Annotated in this window: 17 protein-coding genes and 1 other RNA gene; 12 read left to right on the forward strand and 6 right to left on the reverse strand. The window is 66.5% G+C overall.

Translation table 11 applies throughout. The features are described 5' to 3' along the window. Nucleotides 1-19: 19 nt before the first annotated feature. Together glpK and rnpB are read right to left on the reverse strand one after the other, a co-directional pair. The gene (gene glpK / locus AC56DV_RS25750; protein ID WP_496317058.1) at nucleotides 20-1,525 is read right to left on the reverse strand and encodes a glycerol kinase GlpK; all 1,506 of its coding nucleotides are present in this window, start codon (nucleotides 1,523-1,525) and stop codon (nucleotides 20-22) included. 30 nt (nucleotides 1,526-1,555) lie between these two features. Next, an RNA gene (rnpB, locus tag AC56DV_RS25755) (RNase P RNA component class A) lies at nucleotides 1,556-1,897 on the reverse strand. A 111-nt stretch (nucleotides 1,898-2,008) separates the two neighbouring features. On the opposite strand from rnpB, the gene AC56DV_RS25760 reads away from it, so the two are divergent. After that, nucleotides 2,009-3,712: a thiamine pyrophosphate-binding protein gene (locus AC56DV_RS25760; protein ID WP_496317059.1), complete on the forward strand. Its 1,704-nt coding sequence runs from the start codon at nucleotides 2,009-2,011 to the stop codon at nucleotides 3,710-3,712. Here AC56DV_RS25760 and AC56DV_RS25765 read toward each other — a convergent pair whose 3' ends face one another. Both AC56DV_RS25765 and AC56DV_RS25770 read right to left on the reverse strand, forming a co-directional pair. Continuing rightward, complete coding sequence (locus tag AC56DV_RS25765) at nucleotides 3,713-4,288, reverse strand: hypothetical protein (RefSeq protein WP_496317060.1); 576 nt, start codon at nucleotides 4,286-4,288, stop codon at nucleotides 3,713-3,715. 79 nt (nucleotides 4,289-4,367) lie between these two features. Then, nucleotides 4,368-5,444 (reverse strand): porin, encoded by a 1,077-nt coding sequence (locus tag AC56DV_RS25770; RefSeq protein ID WP_496317061.1) that lies wholly within the window; start codon nucleotides 5,442-5,444, stop codon nucleotides 4,368-4,370. 781 nt (nucleotides 5,445-6,225) lie between these two features. Between AC56DV_RS25770 and AC56DV_RS25775 the strand changes: the two genes are divergently transcribed. The 7 genes from AC56DV_RS25775 (at nucleotide 6,226) to ggt (ending at nucleotide 13,565) form a co-directional block, all read left to right on the forward strand. After that, on the forward strand, nucleotides 6,226-7,167 hold the full coding sequence (locus AC56DV_RS25775; protein WP_496317062.1) for a MerR family transcriptional regulator: 942 nt from the start codon (nucleotides 6,226-6,228) through the stop codon (nucleotides 7,165-7,167). Nucleotides 7,168-7,298: 131 nt separating this feature from the next. Next, entirely contained in the window at nucleotides 7,299-8,351 is a 1,053-nt protein-coding gene (ftsY, locus tag AC56DV_RS25780; protein WP_496317063.1) for a signal recognition particle-docking protein FtsY, read from the forward strand. 24 nt (nucleotides 8,352-8,375) lie between these two features. Beyond that, nucleotides 8,376-9,059 carry a cell division ATP-binding protein FtsE gene (locus AC56DV_RS25785; RefSeq protein WP_496317064.1) on the forward strand — a complete coding sequence of 228 codons (684 nt, stop codon included), beginning with the start codon at nucleotides 8,376-8,378 and terminating at the stop codon, nucleotides 9,057-9,059. Beyond that, nucleotides 9,056-9,970: a permease-like cell division protein FtsX gene (gene ftsX, locus AC56DV_RS25790; protein ID WP_496317065.1), complete on the forward strand. Its 915-nt coding sequence runs from the start codon at nucleotides 9,056-9,058 to the stop codon at nucleotides 9,968-9,970. The genes AC56DV_RS25785 and ftsX overlap by 4 nt, the downstream gene beginning before the upstream one ends. 320 nt (nucleotides 9,971-10,290) lie before the next feature. After that, a complete protein-coding gene (gene rpoH / locus AC56DV_RS25795) occupies nucleotides 10,291-11,190 on the forward strand; it encodes an RNA polymerase sigma factor RpoH (protein WP_496317285.1) in 900 nt (299 codons plus the stop codon). A gap of 146 nt (nucleotides 11,191-11,336) precedes the next feature. Beyond that, nucleotides 11,337-11,780, forward strand: a complete 444-nt coding sequence (locus AC56DV_RS25800; RefSeq protein ID WP_496317066.1) for a hypothetical protein — start codon at nucleotides 11,337-11,339, stop codon at nucleotides 11,778-11,780. Nucleotides 11,781-11,810: 30 nt separating this feature from the next. Next, nucleotides 11,811-13,565, forward strand: a complete 1,755-nt coding sequence (ggt, locus tag AC56DV_RS25805) for a gamma-glutamyltransferase (RefSeq protein ID WP_496317067.1) — start codon at nucleotides 11,811-11,813, stop codon at nucleotides 13,563-13,565. An 11-nt stretch (nucleotides 13,566-13,576) separates the two neighbouring features. On the opposite strand, the gene AC56DV_RS25810 is transcribed toward ggt, so the two are convergent. Both AC56DV_RS25810 and AC56DV_RS25815 read right to left on the reverse strand, forming a co-directional pair. Then, the gene (locus AC56DV_RS25810) at nucleotides 13,577-13,933 is read right to left on the reverse strand and encodes an antibiotic biosynthesis monooxygenase family protein (protein WP_496317068.1); all 357 of its coding nucleotides are present in this window, start codon (nucleotides 13,931-13,933) and stop codon (nucleotides 13,577-13,579) included. Beyond that, complete coding sequence (locus AC56DV_RS25815) at nucleotides 13,930-15,042, reverse strand: cytochrome P450 (protein WP_496317069.1); 1,113 nt, start codon at nucleotides 15,040-15,042, stop codon at nucleotides 13,930-13,932. The genes AC56DV_RS25810 and AC56DV_RS25815 overlap by 4 nt, the downstream gene beginning before the upstream one ends. A gap of 77 nt (nucleotides 15,043-15,119) precedes the next feature. On the opposite strand from AC56DV_RS25815, the gene AC56DV_RS25820 reads away from it, so the two are divergent. The 4 genes from AC56DV_RS25820 to AC56DV_RS25835 are packed head-to-tail and all read left to right on the forward strand — an operon-like array spanning nucleotide 15,120 to nucleotide 19,664. Next, nucleotides 15,120-15,815, forward strand: a complete 696-nt coding sequence (locus AC56DV_RS25820) for an ArsR/SmtB family transcription factor (RefSeq protein WP_496317070.1) — start codon at nucleotides 15,120-15,122, stop codon at nucleotides 15,813-15,815. A gap of 50 nt (nucleotides 15,816-15,865) precedes the next feature. Continuing rightward, nucleotides 15,866-16,543, forward strand: coding sequence for a signal peptidase I (lepB, locus tag AC56DV_RS25825; RefSeq protein ID WP_496317286.1), 678 nt, complete (start codon nucleotides 15,866-15,868; stop codon nucleotides 16,541-16,543). Then, nucleotides 16,540-17,274 (forward strand): ABC transporter ATP-binding protein, encoded by a 735-nt coding sequence (locus tag AC56DV_RS25830; RefSeq protein ID WP_496317071.1) that lies wholly within the window; start codon nucleotides 16,540-16,542, stop codon nucleotides 17,272-17,274. The genes lepB and AC56DV_RS25830 overlap by 4 nt, the downstream gene beginning before the upstream one ends. After that, complete coding sequence (locus tag AC56DV_RS25835; RefSeq protein ID WP_496317072.1) at nucleotides 17,271-19,664, forward strand: CPBP family intramembrane glutamic endopeptidase; 2,394 nt, start codon at nucleotides 17,271-17,273, stop codon at nucleotides 19,662-19,664. The genes AC56DV_RS25830 and AC56DV_RS25835 overlap by 4 nt, the downstream gene beginning before the upstream one ends. Nucleotides 19,665-19,669 lie beyond the last annotated feature (5 nt).

A 19,669-nucleotide genomic window follows, 5' to 3' on the forward strand; every position in this document is an offset into this window, starting at 1 on the left:
TCAGAGAGTGCCAGCCCAATCAGAACGGCGCGTCCCAGCCCTTGGCGCGCTCGACGGCGCGCGACCAGCGGGACAGCAGCGCGGCGCGCTGGTCGGCGCCCATGGCCGGTTCGAAGCGGCGCTCGCATTGCCATTGGGCGGCGATTTCCCCGGCCGATTCCCAGAAGCCCACCGCCAGCCCGGCCAGGTAGGCCGCCCCCAGCGCCGTGGTTTCGGTGACCTTGGGCCGCACCACCGGCACGCCCAGCAAATCGGCCTGGAACTGCATCAGCAGGTCGTTGCGGGCGGCGCCGCCGTCGGCGCGCACTTCGGTGACGGGGATGGTGCGGTGCGAGGCCGCCACGTCCTTCTGCATCGCCGCCAGCAGCTCGGCGCTCTGGTAGGCGATGGCCTCGACCGCCGCGCGCGCGATGTGCGCCGCCGTGGTGCCGCGCGTCATGCCCATCAGGGCGCCGCGCGCGTACGGGTCCCAGTGCGGCGCGCCGAGGCCGGTGAAGGCCGGCACCAGCAGCACGCCGTCGCTGTCGGGCACGCTGCCGGCCAGCGCTTCCACATCGCCCGACTGCTTGATGATGCCGAGCCCGTCGCGCAGCCACTGCACCGTGGCGCCGCCCATGAAGACGCTGCCTTCCAGCAGGTAGTCGGTGCGGCCGTCCACGCGCCAGCCCACCGTGGACAGCAGGCGGTTGTGCGACACGGCCGCTTGCCGTCCCGCGTGCATCAGCATGAAACAGCCGGTGCCGTAAGTGTTCTTGACCATGCCCGGCGCGTGGCAGGCCTGGCCGAAGGTGGCGGCCTGCTGGTCGCCGGCGATGCCGGCCACGGCAATTTCGCCGCCGAACAGCGCGGCGCGCGTCATGCCGACTTCCTCGCTGGAGGACACCACCTGCGGCAGCATCTGCTCGGGTATGTCGAACAGCGCCAGCAGGTCCGCGTCCCAGCGCATCAGGTGGATGTTGAACAGCATGGTGCGCGAGGCGTTGCTGACGTCGGTCACGTGCACGCCGCACAGCTTCCAGGCCAGCCAGGAATCGATGGTGCCGAAGGCCAGCGCGCCGTGGCGGGCCCGCTCGCGCGCGCCGGGCACGTGGTCCAGCAGCCATTTGATCTTGGTGGCGGAGAAATACGCGTCCAGCTCCAGGCCGGTGCATTCGGCGATCAGCCTGGCCTTGCCGGCCGCGCGCAGCTCGTCGCAGATGCCGGCGGTACGCCGGTCTTGCCAGACGATGGCGGGCGCGATCGGCTCGCCTGTCTTGCGGTCCCACACCACGGTGGTTTCGCGCTGGTTGGCGATGCCGATGGCGCGCACCTGCTGCGCGTCGACATGGTTGTCGTGCAGGACCTTGCGGGCGACGGTGAGCTGGCTGTTCCAGATTTCGTTGGGGTCGTGCTCGACCCAGCCGGGATGGGGATAGTGCTGCGGAAATTCCAGCGTCGCGCTGCCGTGGATCTGCCCCTGGTGGTCGAACAGGATGGCGCGCGAGCTGGTGGTCCCCTGGTCAAGCGCCAGGATGTATTGTTTCATAAGCATGTCCCCATGCAGAACAATGTATTCAGTTGAAGCAAGCCGATAGGCCGGATTTTGTTACGGCGCTCGCCCTTGCGGGTCCGCGCTATGACAGCCATTCCTCTAGGCGCTGGATTACTCCAGTGCTCAAGCTTTCTACCCGCACGCTCCGCGAGCAGCATCATCGCGTGCCTATTTGAAATTGCACCAGGTGGAGGTTACCGCGTTTCACCGTAACTTAATACGCTCGTCTCTGTGGCCCTATTCCTCGCCTTATACCCCGAAAGGCTTTCAGCGGACGGCCGTTAACCGTCACCCCGCTCTGTGGAGTCCGGACCTTCCTCCCGCCTTTGCATTGCTGCATCGGCCAGCGGCTGTCTGGCTTGCTTCAGGGCATATTGTACCACGCCGCCCTTTTTGGAAATTTGATGTCGCCATTTCAAAAGCCGGGCGCGGTGGCTGGCCGTAGAATGCCGCATCACTTTGCATAAAGGTCAGACCATGACGCATCCCTCCCGCACCGGTGGCCAGATTCTGGTGGACGCCCTGAAGATCCACGGCGTCGATACCGCCTTCGGCGTGCCCGGCGAAAGCTACCTCGACGTGCTCGACGCGCTGCACGAGTCCGGCATCCGCTTCATCATCAACCGCCAGGAGGGCGGCGCGGCGTTCATGGCCGAGGCTTACGGCAAGATGACCGGCCAGCCCGGCATCTGCTTCGTCACGCGCGGCCCCGGCGCCACCAACGCGTCCATCGGCGTGCACACGGCGTTCCAGGACTCGACCCCGATGATCCTGTTCATCGGCCAGGTGGGCAGCGACTTCATGGACCGCGAGGCTTTCCAGGAAATCGACTACCGCCGCATGTACGGCCAGATGGCCAAGTGGGTGGCGCAGATCGACCGCGCCGACCGCATTCCCGAATACATGGCGCGCGCCTTCCAGGTGGCCACCAGCGGCCGCCCCGGCCCGGTGGTGCTGGCCCTGCCGGAAGACATGCTGACCACCATGGCGGCCGTGGCCGACACCGGCCGCTACCAGCCCACCCAGGGCGCGCCTTCGCAGCCGCAGATGGCGCAGCTGCGCGCCATGCTGGCCGAAGCCAAGCGCCCGCTGGTGCTGCTGGGCGGCGGCGGCTGGAATGCGCAAGCCTGCGCCGACGTGCAGCGCTTCGCCGAGGCCAACGCGCTGCCGGTGGCCTGCGCTTTCCGCTTCCAGGATTTGCTGGACAATGCCCATCCGCAGTACGTGGGCGACGTCGGCATCGGCATCAACCCGAAGCTGGCCGCGCGCGTGAAGAACGCCGACGTGCTGATCGCCATCGGCCCGCGCCTGGGCGAGATGACCACCAGCGGCTACGAGCTGCTGTCCTCGCCGGTGCCGCAGCAGCGCCTGGTGCACATCCATTCCAGCCCCGAAGAACTGGGCAGCGTCTACCAGGGCGAGCTGATGATCGCCAGCGGCATGCCGCAAGCGGCGGCCATGCTGGCGCAGATGGAGCCGGTGGACGCTTCCGCCTGGCAGGGCAGCGTGGCCGAAGCCAGGGCCGACTACCAGGCCTTCCAGCAGCAGCCGCCCATCTTCCAGGACGGCAAGGCGCCGCTGAACCTGTGGCAGCTGGTGCAGGACATGGACGCGCTGACGCCGGCCGACACCATCATCACCAACGGCGCCGGCAACTACGCCACCTGGGCGCACCGCTTCCACCGCTACGGCGGCATGCGCACCCAGCTGGCGCCGACCAGCGGCGCCATGGGCTACAGCGTGCCGGCCGGCGTGGCGGCCAAGATCGTCGATCCGTCGCGCACCGTGATCACCTTCGCCGGCGACGGCGAGTACATGATGAACGGCCAGGAACTGGCCACCGCGGTGCAGTACCGCGCGGGCGTGATCATCATCGTGTTCAACAACAGCATGTTCGGCACCATCCGCATGCACCAGGAGAAGAACTATCCGGGCCGCGTGTCGGGCACGGAGCTGCACAATCCGGACTTCGCGGCGCTGGCGCAGGCTTACGGCGCGCATGGCGAAGTGGTGACGGAGACGGCGCAGTTCGCGCCGGCGCTGCGGCGCGCGCTGGAACATACGCGCGGCAAGAGCCTGCCGGCGGTGATCGAGCTGCGCTACGACGGCAATCTGATCACGCCGGGCGCCACGCTGGAGACCATCCGCAAGAACGCGGAGGCGGCGCAAGCGGCGAAGTAATCAGGCTTGCTGCGGCTGCGGGGCGGCCTGCTTGACGGGCGCCTCGTGCGGCATGTTCGGCACCGCAGGCTTGTCTTCTTCTGGCTCCAGCGGGGCCGGCTTGGGCGCGGGGCACGGCTTGCAAGCCGGCGCCTCGCGGCCGAAATCCTTCACCTTCTTCAGCCTGGCCGGCACATCGGGCTGGCCGCAATAGCCGCCATCGAGCAGCAAGGTGTCGCCTTTGTCGGCGAACTTGCCGCTGATGGTGCGCTCTTCCTCGTCCACCTGCACCGAGAAATACATCTGCCGGCCTTGCGGGTCGATGTTGACGTCGCCCGCCACCAGCGGCCAGCTCAGGCCGCCCGCCGTAAATTCATAGATCACCGTGTCCACTTCGGCAAAGCGCTGCACGCTGATGCGCTGGCCGCCGAACTCGCCGCTTTCCGGGTGCACGCACAAGTCCGAATACACCGCCATGCCGTAGCGCGGCAAGCCCGCGGCCGCCTTGGAGGCCGGCTTGGTGACCGCCTTCGGCGCGGCGATCGCGGCACTGGCCGCCAGCAGGGAGAAACACGCGATTTGATGGGCTATTTTCATGGCCGCAATTTTAGCATTGGAATAAAAAACGGCGGCCCGCAGGCCGCCGTTCTCAGCATTTAACTCCGCCTACACGGAATTAGAAGGTGTGCTTGATGCCCACGTTGAATGCTTTGTCGCCGGTACCGACTTCAGCGTTGTTGCCAACGGTGTAGCTGGCGCCGCGCTTGTTCTTGATCTTGGCGTAGGCAACGTAGGTGCTGGTACGCTTCGACAGCGCGTGCGAGTAGCCCAGCGCCCACTGGTTGGCGTCGCGGTTGGCCAGTTCGTTGTCATCCTTGTGGATGTACGAAGCGATCAGGGTGCCAGCGCCGCCCAGAGGAGCGGTTGCGCCGATCAGCATGGTGTCGCTGTCGGTCGAAGCTGCCACTGCGGTTGCGGTGAAGGCGGTTGGGTTAGGGATAGGCGACGAGGTTGGGCCCTTGTCGTCGCTGTATGCGAAGTAAGCTTTTGCGACTTTGAAGTCGTAGTTGGCAGCGAACAGGGTGCTGTGCGCGTAGTCGCGGTTCACAACCGGCACGCCGGCAGCGGCGGTGTCGTTGTTGCGGTTGTTGTACGCCAGGCGGGCTTGCAGCGGGCCGTTACCGTAGTTCAGGGACACGCCCAGTTGACGGCCAGCGTCGGATTTCGACTGTTCGCCTACGCCGTACTGGAATTCACCGCTGAAGCCGCTGTAGGTCGGGGTCTTGTAGTTAACCGAGTTCGAAGCGCGCACGTTCATGCCCGACGCGCCGAACAGGTTCTTGGCCGAACCGGCCAGGCCAGCCTGGAACGGGTCTGCCACTTGCGACAGCGCCAGGTACATCGGGGTGTACTGGCGGCCCAGGGTCAGGCTGCCGGCTTCTTTCGACACCAGGCCAACGTACGATTGACGCTGGAACAGGCCGGAAGCGTCGCCCACGCCGGTGTCGGCTGCAAAGCCGGCTTCCAGCAGGAATACTGCGGACAGGCCGCCACCCAGGTCTTCCGTACCACGGAAGCCCAGACGGGAGGCGCTACCAACACCACTGCTTACTTTCGTTACGTTGCCTGCTTTGCCGCCACGCTCGGAAACCACGCCGGCATCAACGATACCGAAGATGGTGACGTTCGATTGGGCGAAAGCAGCGCTGCTCATTGCGCCCAGAACTGCGATGGAGATCAGAGTTTTTTTCATTACGAGTTTCCTTCAGTTTGTGTTGCATAAAAGGGTAAAGCTGGAACCACGGCTCAATTCTTGTGCTTGTCGGCGCTCGGCTTGCAGGCGCCACACTTTATAATTTGTGAGGGCAATCCCCGATTGCCGCACTGCGATTTCGGATAAGAAACGCGTCACTTATATAGGCTGCCGCTCGTTGTTGCCGGCTTCGTCACAGAGCGGTGGGCTCTGGAGGCGGCACTATACTGGCCGTTTGCTAATCCAGCAAGTGTTATGAATCGTCCAGTGTGCACCTGTAGACTGAACTGCAAGCTGAACCAAACAGCATTATTTATACAGCAATCAGCCCGGTTCTGCTTGGACTTGTTAGTTATAAGTAATTTCCACAATAGAATTTCAGGCTTGCGGGCAGGGTGCCGCCACGCCCTGCGGACGTCCTTGACGACGGCGGCGGAAGGGCTATGGTTTAATGACCGGGTCCGCTTCGCCTGCGCCACTTCCCGCCTCCCGGATACAACACTTCAGGAATTTTTTTTCAGTTTTGTGACTTTTTTTGTCTATGACAAACACACCGCTTCAGGCTGAATTGTGTTCATTGTCCGGGCTGGCCCGCCTGTGTCGTGGACAAGCTTCGCCATAGGGGAGATTCGGGCGGACGCACGCTCCGGCATGGGACACTTTCTCTACCGAAACGATTGTAGAATGCAGTTCGCAACCGGGCGCAAGCCCGCACGCCTTGAAAGCGCGGCCACCCCGAACATGTGGCCGCATATGCAAAATGAACACTGAGGCCCCCGCTTTGACAGTCCCCAGTACCATCAGCGACGTTGAGCGCGACACCGGCGTGGCCAAGGAAACCTTGCGCGTCTGGGAGCGCCGCTACGACTTCCCGCAGCCCCTGCGCGACCCGTTCGGCGAACGCGTCTACCCGACCGAACAGGTGGTCAAGCTGCGCCTGGTGAAACGGCTGATCGACCTGGGCTTTCGTCCCGGCAAAGTCATCCAGTACAGTCCGGAAGAACTGCAGGCGCTGGCCGAGAAGGCCGCCGACAGCAGCAAGACGCGCAGCCGCGCGCAGCACCCCGAACTGCAGGTCTACCTCGACTTGTGCAAGGCGCACCAGATGGACGCGCTGCGCCGCAAGCTGTCGCAGGCGCTGCTGGTGATGGGTTTGAAAAGCTTCGTCATCGACCTGGTCACGCCGCTGACGGTGATGGTGGGCGACGCCTGGGCCTCCGGCCGCTTCGCCGTCTTTGAGGAACACCTGTTCGCCGAATCGCTGCAAATGGTGATGCGCAGCGCCATCTTCTCGGTGCCGCAGGCGAACGCCGGCCACAACGGCGCGCCGCGCCCGCGCATCCTGCTCACCACCTTGCCGCAGGAACGCCACGGCCTGGGCCTGCTGATGGCCGAGGCGCTGTTCGCGGCCGAGGGGGCGCACGCCATTTCGCTCGGCATCCAGACCCCGGTGCCGGACATCGCCGACGCCGCCCGCAGCCTGGGCGTGGACAGCGTGGCGCTGTCGCTGTCGGCTTCCATGAACCCGCGCCAGGCGCTGGACGGCTTGAAAGAGCTGCGCGCGCGCCTGCCTGAAACGGTGGAAATCTGGGCCGGCGGCAACTGCTCGGCGCTGCGCAAGCGTCCGCCCGCCTTCGTGCGCGTGTTCCAGCTGGCCGAAATCGGCGGCGGCATCGCTGACTGGCGCGTGCGCATGCGCACCCAGGCCCTGCCGATCGGCTGATCGCCGGGTTAGCGCCGGTTAATGATCCAACAACCCCGCAGCGGCTGGGCGCCCGCGCTCTGGTAGAATACCGGCAGATTCCCCCGTCCGGCGCCGCCGGACCTTCGCTTGAAGCCCTCTACCGCACACCAATGTTTAGCTTCTTCAAGAAAAAACCTGTCCAGCCTGAGACTCCTCCCGCCCTGCCCCAGGCAGCCGCTCCCGCTCCCGCAGCCCATGCCGACGTCGCGCCGGCCACTGCGTCGGCCCCACCTGCCCCCGTGATTTCGCCCGGCGCCGAGCAGGACAAGCCGAACTGGATGGCCCGCCTGAAGGCCGGCCTGTCCAAGACTTCCGCCAACCTGTCGGTACTGTTCGTCGGCGCCAAGATCGACGACGAGCTGTACGAGGAACTGGAAGCGGCGCTGCTGATGGCCGACGCCGGCGTCGACGCCACCCAGTTCCTGCTCGACGCGCTCAAGCGCAAGGTCAAGGAAGACAAGCTGCTGGACGCGGCCGCCGTCAAGGCTGCGCTGAAAACGCTGATGGTCGAGCTGCTGGCGCCGCTGCAGAAACCGTTCGAGCTGGGCCGCCACCAGCCGCTGGTGATGATGATTTCCGGCGTCAACGGCGCCGGCAAGACCACCACCATCGGCAAGCTGGCCAAGCACATGCAGGGCCACGGCCAGTCCGTGCTGCTGGCCGCCGGCGACACCTTCCGCGCCGCCGCGCGCGAGCAGCTGATGGTGTGGGGCCAGCGCAACAACGTCACCGTCATCTCGCAAGAGTCCGGCGACCCGGCCGCCGTGTCCTACGACGCGGTGCAGTCGGCCAAGGCCAAGGGCATCGACGTGGTGATGATCGACACCGCCGGCCGCCTGCCGACCCAGCTGCACCTGATGGAAGAGCTGAAAAAGGTCAAGCGCGTGCTGGGCAAGGGCCTGGAAGGCGCGCCGCACGAAACCCTGCTGGTTATCGACGGCAACACCGGCCAGAACGCGCTGGCGCAGGTGAAAGCCTTCGACGACGCGCTGCAGCTGAGCGGCCTGATCATCACAAAGCTGGACGGCACCGCCAAGGGCGGCGTCATCGCCGCGATTGCCCGCGTGCGCCCGGTGCCGGTGTACTTCATCGGCATCGGCGAGCGCATCGAAGACTTGCAGCCGTTCAACGCCACGGAATTTGTCGAAGCCTTGCTCGGCTAAACGATATAAGGACGGCCCCCGCCCATGATTGAATTCCAGCACGTTAGCAAACAATACTCGGCCGACGCCACCGCGCTGCGCGACGTGTCGCTCACCGTCAACAAGGGCGAACTGGTGTTCCTGGCCGGCCCGTCCGGCGCCGGCAAGTCCACCCTGCTGAAAATGATCGCCGCCATGGAGCGCCCCAGCTCGGGCAAGGTGATCGTCAACGGCCAGGACATCGGCAAGCTGAAACCGGCCGGCGTGCCCTTTTTGCGCCGCAACCTGGGCCTGATCTTCCAGGAGCAGCGCCTGCTGACCGACCGCTCTATCCTGGCCAACGTGATGATGCCGCTGATGGTGACCGGCCAGCCGCGCGCGCAAGCCGAACAGCGCGCCCGCGCCGCGCTCGACAAGGTGGGCCTGGGCGACCGCGCCGGCGCTTCGCCGCTGGCCCTGTCCGGCGGCGAACAGCAGCGCGTGTCGATCGCGCGCGCCATCGTCAACCGGCCGCAAATCATCCTGGCCGACGAACCGACCGCCAACCTGGACCGCGCCAGCGCCGACCGCGTGCTGGACGCGCTGCGCGCCTTCCACTCGGTGGGCGTGACCTGTTTGATCTCCACCCACGACGACCAGGTGCTGGCCGGCGCGGCGCGCGTGATCCATCTGAAACAGGGACAGCTGCACAGCGTCAGCGATGCATCCGAGCAAGAGGTGGCCGCATGAGCAGCTGGTTCCGTCAACACGGCTTCGCGCTGGGCGCCGCGCTGGTGCACCTGCGCAAGGCGCCCGGCAGTTTCCTGTTCAACATCCTGGTGGTGGCCATCGCCCTGGCGCTGCCCTTCATGGGCCTGACCCTGCTGGACAATGTGCGCCCGCTGTCCGAACAGATGTCGGTCGATCCCGAAATCAGCCTGTTCATGAAGCAGGATGTGCCGCGCGAGCAATCGGCCGCGCTGGCCACGCCGCTGCGCGAACTGATGAAGGACGCCAAGATCATTTTCGTGCCGCGCGAAAAGGCGCTGGACAACCTGAAAGGCAAGAGCGGCCTGTCGGATGTGATCGCCACCCTGGGCGAAAACCCGCTGCCGGACAGCTACATCGTCAAGCTGGACGCCTTCCGCAGCGCCGCAGCCGGCCTGGACGTGGACCTGCTGGCCGAACAGATGCGCGCCCTGCCCGGCGTGGACACGGTGCAGATCGACTCGGCCTGGGTCAAGCGCCTGGCCGCGCTGATCGGCATCCTCAAGCTGGCCCTGCTGCTGCTGGCCGTCACCCTGGGCACGGTGGTGGTGGCGGTGGTGTTCAACACCATCCGCCTGCAGGTGCTGACGCAGCGCGAGGAAATCCTGGTGTCCAAGCTGATCGGCGCCACCGACACCTTCATCCACCGCCCCTTCTATTACACCGGCGCCCTGCTGGGCCTGTGCGCCGGCGGCGTGGCGCTGGGCGCGGTGGCGCTGGCGCTGCAGCCGCTGAACAAGGCCATTGCCGAGTTCGCCCGCCTGTACGCATCCGAATTCCAGCTGGGCGTGCTCGCGCCGCTGCCCATGGCCGGCCTGCTGGCCGTGTCCGCCGCGCTGGGCCTGGTCGGCGCGCTGCTGTCCGTGCAGCGCCACCTGGCCCGCCTCAACTGAGCGCCGGCGGGCAGCGTGCGTTCGCGCACAGTGCCCGCCGCCCCCGTCCGCTATCCTGTTCCCATTGACGTTTCGCAAACACAATCCGGTTTGCCTCGCCTTTGTCAAAAGCCATCGAATAGAATCTTCCCATAGCATTACCACTATCAGGGTCATTGAATCTGGCGATTGGCACTCATCGATCGAGAGTGCTAATATATGTCCAACCGATACCTTAACCAATGCTCAAAAGCAAGATTAAGCTGAGTTTAAGACGTATCCTGCAAGATGCAAGAATCCGAAACATTCCGTGTTCGACGAGCGAGGAAAGAAAAATGACTATGATGACCGCACCTGCCGCATTGGTACCCGCCAATAAAAATGCCATGGCACTGGGACTGGGATTCACTGGCAACCTGGGCAACCTGGACGCCTACATTTCGGCGGTGAACCGCCTGCCTATGCTCACGCCTGAAGACGAAAAACGCCTGGGCCGCAGCCTCAAGGACAACAACGACCTGGGCGCCGCGCAGGAGCTGGTGCTGTCGCACCTGCGCCTGGTGGTGTCGATCGCCCGCGGTTACCTGGGCTACGGCCTGCCGCACGCCGACCTGATCCAGGAAGGCAATATCGGCCTGATGAAAGCCGTCAAGCGTTTCGACGCCGACCAGGGCGTGCGCCTGGTGTCGTACGCCATGCACTGGATCAAGGCTGAAATCCACGAATACATCCTGAAGAACTGGCGCCTGGTCAAAGTGGCCACCACCAAGGCCCAGCGCAAGCTGTTCTTCAACCTGCGCAGCCACAAGACCGGCCTGGACGCCATGTCGCCGGCCCAGATCGACCAGCTGGCCAAGCTGCTGGACGTCAAGCGCGAAGAAGTGATCGAAATGGAAACGCGCTTGAGCGGCCGCGACATCGCGCTGGAATCGCCGACCGACGACGAAGACGACAAGTTCGCGCCTATCGCCTACCTGTCCTCCGAGCAAAGCGAGCCGACCCGCGTGCTGGAAGCCGAGCAAGTGACGCGTTTGCATTCGGAAGGCCTGGAAACGGCGCTGGGCAAGCTCGATCCGCGTTCGCGCCGCATCGTCGAAGCGCGCTGGCTGGCCAACGACGACGGCTCGGGCGCCACCTTGCACACGCTGGCCGACGAATTCGGCGTCTCGGCCGAGCGCATCCGCCAGATCGAAGCGGCCGCGCTGAAAAAAATGAAAGGCGCGCTCGCCGCCTACGTGTAAAAAATTGCTTTACCGACAAATGGGGTCAGGGTTAATTATTAATTAACCCTGACCCCATTTTGCGTTATCGTAATGTTCAGATGGGCAAGCGTGCGCCGCAATTGATGTGTTTTAGCTAATATTTTAATCCAGACAGGAGAACGAATATGCAGCTCAGAATCATCAGCCTTCTTACCTGCTTTGCCGGCTTCGGCATTGTCGCCGCGTGCAGCGTGGTGGCGCAGAACGGCGGCGGGGGTACTACACCGCCGCCGGCGCCCAAGCGCACCAGCGCCACCTATACCTTGACGGCGGGCCAGAGCGTGGCGCTCACGCCCACCGCCACGCTGAAACTGGAACGCATCAACGACAGCCGCTGCAAGACTGGCGCCGTGTGCGTCTGGGAAGGGTATATCAGCTACAGCTTCGTGCTGACCAACAACGGCACCGCCAGCAACTTCGTGCTGGCGGAGAAAATGCCGGGCGGTAGCAATACCGCCCTGCAGCAGGGCCTGCGCTTCACGCTGACCGGACTGGAACCGCCGGATCCGCCCGCGCTCCATGCTCCAGCGCCAACTTATCGGGTAAGCTTGAGGGTGGATATTTCCTAGCCACCAAGCTTAGCCACCTAAAGAGAGCCCATGACTTCGCCACACCGCCGCGCCCTCCCTTCCCTGCTTGTTTCCTCCATCCTCATCAGCATCGCCGTGGCGCCGGCCGCCTGGGCCAAAGGCCCGGTCGCGACCGGCACCGGCGGCGCGGTCGCCACCATCAGCGAACAGGCCAGCCAGTCGGCCATGGCCATCCTGAACCAGGGCGGCAACGCGGTCGACGCGGCGGTGGCGGCCGCCGCCACCTTGGGCGTGACCGATCCGTTCAGCTGCGGCATCGGCGGCGGCGGCTTCATGATGATTTACCTGGCCAAGGACAAGCGCGTGATCACCATCGACCACCGCGAAACGGCGCCCGCCAATTTCAAGCCCACCGTGTTCCAGCAGGACGGCAAGGAACTGGACTTCGAGCAGACCGTGGCCAGCGGCATGTCGGTCGGGGTGCCGGGCACGGTGCGCGGCTGGCACGAGGCGCTGGACCGCTACGGCTCCATGCCGCTGAAGAAGGTGCTGCAGCCGGCCATCAAGGTGGCGGCCGACGGTTTCCGGGTGAACGCCAATTTCTCCCGCCTGGTGGCGTCCAACGAGGGCAAGTTCCAGCTGTTCCCGGCCACGGCCAAGCTCTACCTGAGGGACGGCAAGGCGCTGCCGGAAGGCAGCCTGCTGCGCAATCCGGACCTGGCCAGGGCGTACCGCGAGCTGGCGGCGGGCGGCATCAAGGTCTTTTACGAAGGCAAGATCGGGCGCGCCATCGTCGACACCGTGAACAATCCGGGCGGCAAGGTGCGCGCCGGCGCCATGACCATGGCCGACCTGGCCAACTACGAGGCCCGCATCCGCCAGCCGCTGCGCTCGAGCTATCGCGGCTACGACCTCTACGGCATGCCCCTGCCCAGCAGCGGCGGCGTGGCAGTGGCCGAGGCGCTCAACATCCTGGAAGGCTACGACCTGAAGTCCATGCCGCGCGACAAGGTGGAGCACCTGTACCTGGAAGCGAGCCGCCTGGCCTTCGCCGACCGCAACGCCTACCTGGCCGACCCAGAGTACCTGGAAGCGCCGGTGCAAGGCCTGATGAGCAAGGACTACGCCGCACGCAGGCGCGAGCTGATCAATCCGACGCGCGCCGCCGCGCGCGCCGACGCGGGCGATCCCTACCCGTTCCAGAACGACCAGAGCGTGCCGCTGCGCCCGGCCAACGCCAAGCTGCTGGCCGAGGGCGCGCACACCACGCACCTGACCGTGTCGGACAAGGACGGCAACATCGTCTCCTACACCTTCACCATCGAATCCTGGGGCGGCAGCGGCATCACTGTGCCGGGCTACGGCTTCCTGCTGAATAACGAGATGACGGACTTCGACTTCAGCGGCCCGCACCCCAACGTGCCGGAAGCGGGCAAGCGTCCGCGCAGCAGCATGTCGCCGACGCTGGCGTTCAGGAACGGCAAGCCGGCGTTCTCGATCGGCAGCCCGGGCGGCTCCACCATCATCACCACGGTACTGCAGACCATCGTCAACCACGTCGACCTGGGCATGAGCATGGACCAGGCGCTGGACGCGCCGCGCCTGTCCCAGCGCAATAACGCCGTGACCGACATCGAGCCGGGCTTCGGCGGCAGCGACGCCGCCAAAGCGCTGGAAAAGTACGGCCAGCAATGGAGCCCCGCGCCGGAGGAGATCGGCGCCGCCAACGCGCTGCTGTTCAACCAGGACGGCACGGTAACCGCCGTCAGCGAGGGCAAGCGCCACGGCGTGGGCAGCGCGCTGGTGCAGCGCAAGGGGCACTGAACGCAGCGGCGCTATGCCTGCGCGGCGGCGTGGCGCGCCCGGCTGTCGGCCGGCGCTTGCGCGCGTTCGTTCATGCCGTAGTCGCGCACCACGCCCGCGATGCGCAGGCGGTAGTCTTCAAAGATGGCGCCGCGTCCCGCCGATTGCGCGGCGCGGTGCGCTTCCAATTGGCGCCATTGCGCTATGGCCGCCTCGTCGTGGAAGAACGATAGCGACAGCAGCTTGCCGGGCTGGCTCAGGCTCTGAAAGCGTTCAATCGAGATGAAGCCGTCCACCTGCTCCAGCAGCGGCCGCAGGCTGGCGGCGATGTCGAGGTATTCCTGCTTGTGCTCGGCCTTGGGCCAGACTTCGAATATCACGGCGATCATGCGGTCTCCTTCGCTTCAATGAATTCGGGAATGCGGGCGTTCACCGAGGGCCGGTAGCGCCACGCCATGGGCGCCAGCGGGCCGTCTTGCAGCAGCGCCTCCAGCGCGGCGGCGGCGATGGTTTGCGACAGCGCCTGGCCGGGGCAGGCGTGGGCGCCAAGGCCGTAGCCATAGCCTTCCTGCTGTCCTTGCTGCATGCGCTGCCGCGACGCGGCGGCCAGCAGCACCAGTATCGCCTGTCCTGCTTCGATGCGCGCGCCGCCTATGCCGACGTCCTCCGCGGCAAAGCGGCGCGTGTTCTGGATCGGCGGGTCGTCGCGCATCACGTGCGCCACCAGCGCGGCGGCCGGCAGCGCCGCCTTGGCCGGTTCGCGTATCGCGGCCACGATGCTGTTGCCGATCAGCCCAGCCGTGGCTTCATAGGTTTGCGACAGCAGGCCAACCAGGTTCGCCAGGATGGCGTTGGCGCTGTTCCACCCCGCCGCATCGGCTTCGCTCAGCACCGCCGCGAGCAGGCTGCCTTCCGGCGGCGCCGACGCCTGCAGCATGGCCTTGAAGCTGTCCAGCAGCGCCAGCGCCGCGCCGTGCGACTGCGCGATCTGCTCCGCGCTGCTGAGCGGCGACAGGCAGGCCACGAACCGGCCCATCCACGCCGCCACCTGCGGCAGCTGCGCGTCCCGGAAGCCCAACAGGCTGGCGACGGTCTGCACCGGCACCGCCAGCATCCATGCCGACAGCGCCGCCGGCCCGAGCGCCCGGCGCGTGCCGGCGGCCGCCACACTGCCCGCGCGGGCATGGACGGCCGCCAAGTCCAGCCCCGCCAGCGCGCGCTGCAAGACCAGCTTCGGCGCCGCGTGGCGCTCGCCGTCATTCATGCGCACCAGCGCGCCGAACACCTGCCCCGCGCTGCCGCCCGCGATGGCCGCCGGCACCGGTTCGGCGGCAGGCCGCACGCGCAAGCCGGCATGCCCCAGCACCGCGCCCACGTCGGCCGCGCTGGCCGCAACCCACAGCTTCAGGCTCTCGTCAAAAAACAGCCCCTGCCGCGCGGCCAGTTCAGCGTAATACGGATACGGATCGGCGTGCGTTGCCGCTGCGATGGCGTCCATTGTGCTCCCCTTTGCATATGTCGATGGTGTGCAGTATCCTGAAAAAGATCCCACCACAATTCGTTCAAGGCCGAACCATGGATGCAGACAACCACCTCGCCCGCATCGCCGGCGCCATCGCCGAGCCGGCACGCGCCCGCATGCTGTGCTGCCTGCTGGACGGCCACGCGCGCACCAGCACCGAGTTGTCCGTGGTGGCCGAAGTCAGCCCGTCCACCGCCAGCGCCCACCTGGCGCGCCTGAAGGAAGAACAGCTGGTGCAGCTGCTCGCGCAGGGCAAGCACCGCTACTACCAGCTGGCGGACGCCAACGTGGCCGCCGCGCTGGAAGCGCTGCTGGTGGTGGCGGGCCTGCCGCGCCCCGCCTTCAAGCCCAACACGCCGGACCGCCTGCGCCACGCCCGCACCTGCTACGATCACATGGCCGGCACGGTGGCGGTGCGCCTGCACGACCACATGGCCGCGCAAGGCTGGCTCACCGAAGGTGGCGAGGGCGCAGCCAGCGAATACCAGCTCACGCCGGCCGGCGAGCAAGGCGTGCACGCCCTCGGCATCGACACCGCCGCGCTGCGCAAGCTGCGCCGCCGCTTCGCCTGCCCCTGCCTGGACTGGAGCGAACGCAAGCCGCACGTGGGCGGCGCGCTCGGTGCGGCGCTGCTGCAGCTGGCGCTCAAAAAGGGCTGGGTGGAGCAGGACCTGGACAGCCGCGCGCTGGCCGTTCCGCCCAAGGGACAGCGCCGCATGCTGGCCGCCTTCGGTCTAAGCGAGGTTTAAGATTCCCGCCGGATGATGTGATGTCAACTTAACCACTTCGGAGAAAAATGATGAAAAGCTGGCTGCGCGCGAACAAGGGCTTCATCGCCTTCCTGATGCTGTTTGGCCTGTTCCGCACCGCCGTCGCGGATTGGAACCCGATTCCCTCCGCCTCCATGCACCCCAACCTGCTGGAAGGCGACGTGGTGTTCGTCAACCGCCTCGCATTCGACCTGAAAGTGCCGCTGACCGACGTGGTGGTGGCGCACCTGGGCGAGCCGCAGCGCGGCGACATCGTCACCTTCTCCTCGCCGCTGGACAAGACCCGCCTGATCAAGCGCGTGATCGCCCTGCCCGGCGACACCATCGCCATGCAGAAGGACCAGCTGATCATCAACGGCCAGGCCGCCGGCTACAGCATGCCCGCCGAAGCCGTCGAAGCGATCGAGCACGTGGGCAATCTGCAAGCGCTGCTGCTGACGGAGAAATCCGGCGCCAGCGAGCGCCGCATCCAGCTGCTGCCGCAAGTGACCAGCGGCATGCGCGACTTCGGCCCCCTGACCGTCCCTGCGGACAGCTACCTGATGCTGGGCGATAACCGCAACAACAGCAAGGACTCGCGCTACATCGGCCTGGTGCCGCGCGAAATGCTGATCGGCCGCGCCGAGCGCGTGCTGGTGTCGGCCGACATCGTCGGCAACTGGATGCCGCGCACCGAGCGCTTCGGCATGGCGCTGAGCGGCCAATGATAGAGTTCCAGGCACTGTCGAAATCCTACGGCGGCTTCGAGGCCGTCAAGCCGCTGTCGCTGACGGTGCCGCGCGGCGAGGTGTTCGGCTTCCTGGGTCCCAACGGCGCCGGCAAGACCACCACCATCCGCATGCTGATGGGCATACTGGTGCCCAGCGCCGGCCGGGTGCTGGTGGACGGCCTCGATTGCCACGCCGACGCGGCGGAGGTCAAGCGCCACGTGGGTTACTTGCCCGACACGCCGATTTTCTACGACTATCTGCGCGGCCGCGAGATCCTGCAGTTCGTGGCCGAAATGCACGGCTATTCGCGCTCGGAAGCGGCCGGCCGCGCGCACCGCCTGCTGCGCGAGCTGGGGCTGGAGGACGCCACCGAGGAATTCGCGGTGAACTACTCGCTGGGCATGAAGAAAAAGCTCGGCCTGGCCTGCTCGCTGGTGCACAACCCGAAAGTGCTGGTGCTGGACGAGCCGATCAACGGCCTCGATCCGCGCGCCGCGCGCGACGTGCAGGAACGCCTGCTGGCCGCTGCCGCGCAAGGCACCACCATCTTCGTCTCCACCCATTTGCTGGACATGGCCGAACGCATGTGCAGCCGCGTCGGCATCATCCATCGCGGCGCGCTGGTGGCCAGCGGCACCCTCGACGAGCTGCGCGGCGCGGCCTCCGCCGACAGCTCGCTGGAAGAAGTCTTCCTCAAGATTACCGACGAAGCCGGCGAGACTGCATGACGGCGCCGGTGCGCTCCTCCGCCGGCGCCGTCTGGCTGCTGGCCCGGCTGCGCCTTCTGCGCCTGTTCAACATGACCGGCGCGCTGCGCTTCGGCAAAGCCGCCAACAGCAAGAGCCGCGCCGCCTCGCAGGGCAAGCGCAGCAGCCGCTGGCTGCTGGCCCTGCTGGTTGGGATGGGCATGCTGTTCAGCTTTACCCATATCGCCCGCAGCTCGCTGCTGAACCTGCACTGCAAGATCGACATGCCCGGCGCCTGCGCCGCGCTGGCCAAAGCGCACTCGGTGGAACGCATGACGGAGGCCGCTGCCGGCAACCTGCATGCGGCGCACTTCAGCGCCGCGCTGGCCGCCGCCATGACGCTGATGCTGCTGCTGATGTGGCTGGTAAGTTTCCTCATGCCGCTGGGCAGCCGCGAACTGGCGCAGCAGGACTGGGACCTGGAGTGGCTGGTGACGCTGCCCATCCGGCGCGGCACGCTGCTGTGGGCCAGGGTGCTGGAACGCAGCATCGCCAACCCCATCGGCGTGCTGGCACTGGGGCCGCTGTGCGTGGTGCTGGCCTGGTACGGCAACCACGGCTGGGCGTCGCTTTTGCTGGGCGCGGCGGTGGCGCTGCCGCTGCTGATGCTGGCCGCGATGATGCGCACGCTGGCCGACACCGGCCTGCGCCTGTCGCTGCCGGCCTCGCAGCTGCGCAACCTGCAGGCGCTGGCGTCCATCCTCAGCATGCCGCTGATGTATGTGGGGATTTCGTACTCCATGTGGTCCAACAATTCCTTCACACTGGACTGGGCGCGCGGCTTCCCGGCGTGGACGCTGTGGACGCCGCCCGGCCTCGCCGTGCAGACGCTGACCGCGCCCACCGCCGCCGGCGCCGCGCAGGCCGCCGCGCTGCTGCTGGCGCAAACGGCCTTGCTGCTCATGGCGGGCATGGCCCTGCTGCACCGCCAGCTGCGCCATGGCGTGGTCGCCAGCGGCGCGCGCGCGCCCGCCAGCGCCGGCAAGGGCCGCGCCGCCAGCGGCGTTGCGGCGGAAGCGCCCCCTGCCACTCCGCGCTGGCGCATCGGCACCATCCTGCAGCGGCGCGAGCTGATGCTGCTGGGCCGCGACCGCAACTTCCTCGCCCAAAGCCTGCTGATCCCGGTGGTCATCATCGTCAGCCAGTTGCTGGTGAGCGGACAGCTGTCCAGCATCACGCTGCTCGGCCAGAACCAGCAGCTGATGGCGGTGATCGCCTTCGGCATCGGCAGCTACGTGCTGCTGCTGTCGGCCTTCCAGGCCATCAACACCGAAGGCAACGCGCTGTGGATGCTGTACACCTTCCCGCGCCGGATCGACAGCATGCTCAAGGAAAAAGCCCAGCTGTGGACGGCGCTGGCCGCGCTGTATCCGCTGCTGATCTTCGCCACCGGCCTGTATTTCACGCCGGATTTCAACTGGCGGCTGCTGTGGTGGTTCGCGGTGGTCATGGCCGGCATCCCCGTGTATGCGCTGATCGCCGTCTCGCTCGGCGTGTTCGCCAGCGACCCGCACGCGCAGGAAACCCACGCGCGCGTGCGGCCCACCTACGCCTACCTGTACATGATGCTGTCCAGCCTCTACATCTTCGGGCTGTACGCCGCCAGCTGGCTGCAGACGGCGGCCATCATGATCCTCACCGCCTCGCTCGCGCTGGCGCTGTGGCAGAAAGCGCGCGACGAGCTGCCCTACCTGCTCGACCCGGCCGCCGCCCCGCCGGCACGGGTGGCCCTGTCCGACGGCCTGATCGCCGCCACGCTGTTCTTCGTACTGCAGCTGATTATCGGCATGGTGCTGCGCGGTGGCGGCGGCGGCCTGCGCAGCAGCGCGCTGGCCTTCGTCGGCGCCGGCGCCATCGTGTACCTGCTGATGCGCTACCTGTACTGGCGCCACAAAACGTCCGGCGTGCCGGCCATCCTGAACACGCGGCACGGGGAGCATCAGGGGGGCATGGCGGCCGCAGCCGGCCACTCGGCCTTCACCAGCCTGGCCGGCGCCGCTGCCGCCTGCGCCTTCGGCGCCGCCTATATGTGGCTGCTGCGCGACACGCCCTGGTGGCCCCGGCACGCGCCCTCCGCCGCCACCCTGCGCCTGCTGCTGCCATTGACCGTGCTGGCAGCGCCGCTATTCGAGGAGTTCATTTTCAGGGGATTGATCTTCGGCGGCCTGCGGCGCATGGCGGGCGCCTTGCCGGCTGCGCTGGCCAGCGCAGCGCTGTTCGCCATCGTGCACCCGCCGCTGGCGATGGTGCCGGTATTCGTGCTGGGATTGTGCACCGCGTGGGCTTATGAGCGCAGCAAGTCGCTGCTGGAGCCGATGCTGGTGCACGCCGCCTACAACGCCATGGTGCTGGGCGTGCAGGCGGGGCTGTAGGGGAA

The sequence above is a fragment of the Massilia sp. BGA-UO-ETr-WB1 genome, from assembly GCF_059567845.1.

Coding starts and splice junctions, on each gene's coding strand:
- glpK (WP_496317058.1), bottom strand. CDS start 1,525: ATGAAACAATACATCCTGGCGCTTGACCAGGGGACCACCAGCTCGCGC.
- AC56DV_RS25760 (WP_496317059.1), top strand. CDS start 2,009: ATGACGCATCCCTCCCGCACCGGTGGCCAGATTCTGGTGGACGCCCTG.
- AC56DV_RS25765 (WP_496317060.1), bottom strand. CDS start 4,288: ATGAAAATAGCCCATCAAATCGCGTGTTTCTCCCTGCTGGCGGCCAGT.
- AC56DV_RS25770 (WP_496317061.1), bottom strand. CDS start 5,444: ATGAAAAAAACTCTGATCTCCATCGCAGTTCTGGGCGCAATGAGCAGC.
- ftsY (WP_496317063.1), top strand. CDS start 7,299: ATGTTTAGCTTCTTCAAGAAAAAACCTGTCCAGCCTGAGACTCCTCCC.
- AC56DV_RS25785 (WP_496317064.1), top strand. CDS start 8,376: ATGATTGAATTCCAGCACGTTAGCAAACAATACTCGGCCGACGCCACC.
- ftsX (WP_496317065.1), top strand. CDS start 9,056: ATGAGCAGCTGGTTCCGTCAACACGGCTTCGCGCTGGGCGCCGCGCTG.
- rpoH (WP_496317285.1), top strand. CDS start 10,291: ATGATGACCGCACCTGCCGCATTGGTACCCGCCAATAAAAATGCCATG.
- AC56DV_RS25800 (WP_496317066.1), top strand. CDS start 11,337: ATGCAGCTCAGAATCATCAGCCTTCTTACCTGCTTTGCCGGCTTCGGC.
- ggt (WP_496317067.1), top strand. CDS start 11,811: ATGACTTCGCCACACCGCCGCGCCCTCCCTTCCCTGCTTGTTTCCTCC.
- AC56DV_RS25810 (WP_496317068.1), bottom strand. CDS start 13,933: ATGATCGCCGTGATATTCGAAGTCTGGCCCAAGGCCGAGCACAAGCAG.
- AC56DV_RS25815 (WP_496317069.1), bottom strand. CDS start 15,042: ATGGACGCCATCGCAGCGGCAACGCACGCCGATCCGTATCCGTATTAC.
- AC56DV_RS25820 (WP_496317070.1), top strand. CDS start 15,120: ATGGATGCAGACAACCACCTCGCCCGCATCGCCGGCGCCATCGCCGAG.
- lepB (WP_496317286.1), top strand. CDS start 15,866: ATGAAAAGCTGGCTGCGCGCGAACAAGGGCTTCATCGCCTTCCTGATG.
- AC56DV_RS25830 (WP_496317071.1), top strand. CDS start 16,540: ATGATAGAGTTCCAGGCACTGTCGAAATCCTACGGCGGCTTCGAGGCC.
- AC56DV_RS25835 (WP_496317072.1), top strand. CDS start 17,271: ATGACGGCGCCGGTGCGCTCCTCCGCCGGCGCCGTCTGGCTGCTGGCC.